The following is a 5,924-nucleotide window of genomic DNA, read 5'->3' as shown; positions in this document are numbered from 1 at the left end:
TGCTTCTATAAAGGTTTGACCAAATGCTTCTTGAAGGGATGGCCCAATAAATACATCGGCAGCGCTGTAGTAACATGCTAGAATAGAGGGGTGGTCAATATATCCTGTACTCCAAATATCAAGGTTTTCTGCGATCGCAGAGCCATGACCAAAACTAACCAGTAGGATATTATCGAGATTAGCAATCTCTAGGGCATTGAGTAGATACTGAATCCCTTTGCGCTGATCGTTTACAGATTGACTACCAGTGAGTATAATAAATTTATCCTGAGGTAAATTAAGCTGGCGACGACATTCAGCCTGGTCTAAGGGCCTAAAGATATCTAAATCGATGCCATAGTAAATGCTCTGAAATTTACTTTCGCATCCTTGGAAATTCCGTCGAGGCTGGTGATAGTCAAAGGCATAACGAGCCCAATTAGTGGTCCAGTGACTATCCCCTAGGACTAACAAAGTTTTATAGCTCCCTAAAAGCCGATGTTTTTTACGAAAAGCGTCGGCTATTTTTTCTGATGCTAAGCTCGGGTACTCATGGCTAGTGGGACATTCGTGATCACATAGGGTGGTATAATTCTCACAATCCCCTACATAAGCACAGCGTCCGGTAAGTAACCACTGGTCGTGCATCACGAAGATGGTGGGGAAATGACTGGTAAGTATTTCCAAAATGTCCAAGGGATTGGTCATATTATGGATATTGCCCACTACGACTAAATCCGGATTGAGACTAGCAATTAATTGATAGACCTCTTCTGCTGTGCAGTCTACGGGAGTCAATGACCAGTCTAATGTGCCAGCAACGGGAATTACTTGATGCCCTGCTAAGGCTAAAGATTTGGCAATGCGTTGGTGAGCAATCCCAGCCCCTCCGAGAAATCCGGTATCGTTGAAGCACACAATGCGCAGGCTGTGGCGTTGCCCAGGCTCTTCTGTTGCCTTAGACTTAGGACAGTTAAATTTAGTCCGCAGGGCCTCTGATACCGATAGTAATTCCGGCTCATACTTATCTTTAGTGCTAGTCTTTTGGTTTTCATGGATACGGTATTGAGCTACGGGATAACCAATTACCTGTAAGGTAGCTCCCTTAGCAGCAAATCGCGCCCACAAGTCGTAATCCATACTGTAGAAGAGGGATTGATCTACTGATGCACCACACTTTTCCCAAATGGTGCGGGTAAACATGACTTCTGGCTGATAAAAGAATTTCCCTGTTAGCCAATTCCTTTCTACATCTAAGATTTCTTCAAGAGATATCAGTCCATTAGGACAAGATGTTAAGTGTTGCTCTAGGGCTACGCCATCTTTAAACAGTTGACAGACACCGGCTACCACATCAGCACCACTAGTGTAAAACGCTAGCGCTACCCTATATAAGGCTCCTGGCGCTAATCGGTCATCACTATTAAGCCACGTCAAGATTTCCCCAGATGCGATCGCAAATCCTTTGTTCAAGGCTTCACTTTGGCCACTATCCGGTTCACTAACCACATAGGTAAGGTGGTCTCGATATTGATTAACAATGGTCATGGTTTCATCAGTAGAGCCCCCATCAATCAGGATGTGTTCGACATTGGGATAGTGCTGATGAATCACTGATAATATAGTTTCTTCGATAAACTCACCTTGATTCATCGAAGGGGTAACAATCGATATCTTTGGCCAGGGGCTGCCATCAGGGAGAGTTTGGGGGGGATGATAGGGTTGAAGGAAAACGTGGGGCCACTTAGAGCTATCGTCTTTTGTCAATCGCTTTGAATTGATTGCTTCAAAGAGCCACTTAGACTTATCGTCTTTTGTCCTAAGTTCTAAATTATTAAGCTCTAAATTATTAAGCTCTGAATTATTAAGCTCTGAATTACTATATCCGTTTCGTTCTAAGGCTTCTCCTAAATTCTGGTAGACGGAAACATGAAGACTGGGGTCAATATCAATGGCTTGTTCGTAACAGATAATCGCTTCATCCCACTCGCCAACTCTGGCTAAGGCTTCACCGAGATGACTATAGGCCTTAGCAAAATTCGGGTCAAGTTCGATAGCGTTACGATAGGCTGCGATCGCATCCAGCCACTGTCCGGTTTTTGCTAAGGCTTGTCCCAAGTTGTAATAAGACCAGGGCCAATCGGATTTCACTTCAATCCCATGGCGATAGGCAATAATTGCTTCATCCCACTGCTCCAAGGCTTGTAGAGCATCACCTAAATTTTGATAAGACCAGGGGAAATCTGGCTTGAGTTCAATGGCTTTTCGGAATACATCGGCTGCGTCTTGCCACCGTTCTAACTTAAGCAAGGCATCGCCCATGTTGTTATAAGACCAGGAAAATTCTGGCTGTATCTCAATGGCTCGACGGTAAGCTGTTACTGCTTCTTGCCACCGTTGCTGCTTAACTAAGGTATCTCCCAAATTATGATGGGCTTGTGCAAGATTCGGTTGCAGTTGAGTGGCTTTTAGATAACAAGGGTAAGCTTGCTCCCATGCTTCTTGGTCTGTGAACAGGTTTCCTAAATAGAAGTAAGCTTTAGCATCTTGGGGATTGTTTTGAACTGCTTGCTGATAAAGGGTTAGCAGCTCTTGCTCTTGTCCTTGGTTTTTTAGTAAATCCCCTAGTCGATGGTAAGCCTCCGATAAATTAGGCTTCAATTGAATTGCCTGACGATAACAGGCGATCCCTTGGGTTAATTTCCCTTGGTTAGTTAAGGTATTACCCAAATTCAAGTGTTCTTCAGCAGATACCGTATTCGGTTCTAAGGTCAGGGCTTGATACCAATAATCCGCTGCTGCCTCTGGTTGATTGGTTTGAGTTAGAACTTTTGCTAAGTTACGGTAAGCTCCAGCAAAGCTAGGATTAATTGCGATCGCTTTTTGATAACATGCGATCGCATCTTGCCACTGCTGCCGCTGAGCATAAGCACTGCCTAAATTTGTCTGGATTTTAGCTGAATCTGGATTTTGTTGAGCTGCTTTGATAAACCACTCAAGGCTTTGATCTCGTTCTAGATTAGACTCAGAGGCTCTAGAGTCAGGAAGTTGGGGGATATGATTGCCGCCGCCGAGTCGTGGTGTGCGATCGCGGATTCTGTCTAATGGCTCTCGGTCTAATGGCTCTGGCTTTAATTGCTCTTGGTCTAATCGTTCTGGAGCAGTAGGGATAGGCTTTACCGTTTCATTGGTGGGATTAACGGTGATTTGAGATGGGCTAGGCACGATGGCAACAGTTGAGGCTTTTATCGCCCCTCCTCTGTAACGTATAGGGGGAGTGATTGACACCTGCTGCTGCTTCTGGTTGTCTACCAATTGAGGCACAATAGCCTGTTTCAGGGCATCAGAGCCGTTAGCTTGATTGTGGGTGTGACCATTGATCTGACCATTGATCTGACTAGTTAACTCAGAGGCTGTTAACTGAGAACCGGTTCGATAAAATTGGAGTAATTTACGATAGTAAACATTTGCCTCTTGCCATTTCCCCTGGCGATTCAAGGCTTCTGCCAGGTTTTGGTAAGCTACCACCGACTGGGGATTCCGGTCAATTACCTGGCGGTAACAAGCGATCGCTTCTGTTACCAGACCTTCCTTAAATAACTGATTTCCTAGATTAAGGTAGTCCTCTGGTTTAGATTTATCCAACTCTAGCATCAGCTGATGATAACAGCATTTAAGCACTTCCTGTTGGTTTCCCAGCTCAGTCCATACTTTAGCCAAGTTGCGATAAGCCCCAGCCAAATCGGGTTTTAGCTTAATCGCCTTTTGATAATAGGCGATCGCATCTTCCCACTTCTGCTGACCAGCATACAAGCTACCGAGATTAGCATAAACTTCGGCAAAATCCGGTTCAATTTCCAAAGCTTGGCCATAGTAACCCATAGCTTCAGTAGTCTGACCCATGAACTGTAGCGCATTTCCCCAAATCTTGTAAGCCTGGGCTGTATCTGGGGCAAGTTTAATGGCTCGCTCACAGGCAGCGATCGCCTGTTGCCATTGTCTTTGCTTCAAGTAAGTCTGCGCCTGTTGTAGATAAACCGTGACTGCTTCCAAAAGACCTCCTGACTGATGTTGTTTACAATCGCCCTCACTAGAGCTAGGAACAGATTGACCTATAGATGATTCTCTTGATTGTGAGTGATCCAACTCGATGGTTTCTAGTCCAGCCAATTTAATTGCTTTGCGATAGTAAGCAGTGGCTTGATCGAATTGACCTTGTTGCTTCAACGTTGCTCCTAGACGTTGGTAACCCAAACTCGATTTAGGGTCTAGTTCAATTGCCTGGTGATACTGGGTCACTGCTTCATTTAGTTGACCTTTTGCCCACAGGTAATCCCCGTGATTAATACATGATTCCGCTGTTTTGTGTTCTCCTGCTAGGGGAATAGTTCCTAGATTATTTTGCTGATTATTGTTTTGATTATTGTTTTGTTCTCTAGATGCTTCTGATGTCGATAACCAGTTAACTAAGGCAACAAGGGGGAGATGACCATTATTCCCATGCCAATGGGGATAATGGAGTCGATGGGGAGTGAGCAAGGTATCTTCTGCCATTGAGGGCAACAGATGATGTTTGGGGGATGGCGAACTAATCAGAAAGTATCGTTTGAGTCGATGGAACATTTCCAAAGGCAACAGAGAACAGCTGATCTGGGATTCGGGAGTCGGTATTCGGGAATAGGAGTCAATATCTAATTATTAGATATCGCTAGGAATTATATCTAATAATTGTTAAAAAATGGATTAATAAGTTAGTCATAATTTATTTTTTTAACAACATTATTATTCAATCAAATTCTTAACAGATAAGTTCAATTACCTGTGTGATTTAATTAACAATCAAACACAATTTTAACGAATTTTTACACAACGTTTACAGAAGCTTCATACTATAGCTGTCAAAAGAGTTACTTTATTAACAGTCTCTGAGACTGAAATAACGGATGAGAAAAATAGTAGTTGGGGTAATGGGACCTGGTGACAAGGGATACTCTTAAACAGTAATAAATCGGTACAACACCGGATAATACAGTCAAGGTGCAATTTATTGTTGCCTGAGTGAGGGGTGGTCATACAGTAATTGGAGTCAAACCTTCCACCCGTCTGTCTAGGCGTTCCTCAAATCCCGTTGAGGAGTTGCTTGAAAGCCTGGGTTTTAGTATGCTTGCAATCAAGCCAGTCAAGCTCAACTGCATCAACTAAGTCCAGTCCCATACCTTCCAAGTAACGCGCGGTACGACGCAATAACACTGCCTGCACCTCGGTTCTACTCATGTACCGAGTTACTTCCTTGTCGGTAGCGCGAGCAAGGATATTTTTGGCAGCATTATAGTCAGCCTGCAACACGACCCCGTCAAATCCGGTAAAATTGTCCCCAGTCCTTTTCCCAAGAAGGGTTCCATTCCTGGAGTCAATTTGCGACGTGTAGCTAGGCTGAACTTCTGTTACAACCGAACCAGTCCAATCAGCCCATTTCTGCAAGGAGTCCCGCACCACTCCTTTCATCCAACTACTAAGCTTACGGGACACGGCTTTAGACTGGCGTTTATTTCGGATTGGCTGTGTTAAATCTTCAGCAAATACTTTTAATGACTCCCCGTTAAAGAGGGATTTAGAAGCCGCTCCTATTATGGCCGTTAGTTCTGATTGATTCTGTCTGTAGCGGCGATTTTCGGTTTTTCTGGTCAGGTTCTTTTCAAGTATTCGAGCCGACTTGGCTGGGTCTAACTTTTCTAGCTTTCTGTGAAGCGCCCAAAGCTTTCCTCTATTACGGTTTTTGGCACATATACGATCGGATTTTTTAGTAGCAATTCTACCTAGTCCTTTTCCGTGAGCCTGACCCTCTGAATCATAGAAAGCCTCTGTGTATCTGACTCGCGCAGCCGCTTTGCGCGCGACGTCAACACAACGACTGCGCTACTGCACTTTCAGTCGCGTTCTCGGAA

At 44.2% G+C, this 5,924-nt stretch carries 1 protein-coding gene and 1 pseudogene; both read right to left on the bottom strand.

The features are described from left to right. Positions 1–4,614, bottom strand: a 4,614-nt coding sequence (locus tag F6J99_RS40695) for a tetratricopeptide repeat protein (RefSeq protein ID WP_293122023.1), incomplete at its 3' end; no start/stop codon positions are given. A gap of 483 nt (positions 4,615–5,097) precedes the next feature. Then, positions 5,098–5,847 (bottom strand): annotated as a pseudogene (locus F6J99_RS45940) (zinc ribbon domain-containing protein); the annotation flags it as partial. Between the last annotated feature and the right edge of the window lie 77 nt (positions 5,848–5,924).

This window comes from Moorena sp. SIO4G3, from assembly GCF_010692305.1.
GTDB lineage: Bacteria > Cyanobacteriota > Cyanobacteriia > Cyanobacteriales > Coleofasciculaceae > Moorena > Moorena producens_A.
The sequence above is the reverse complement of the archived record's forward strand: the minus strand, read 5'-3'. Positions and strand labels throughout refer to the sequence as shown.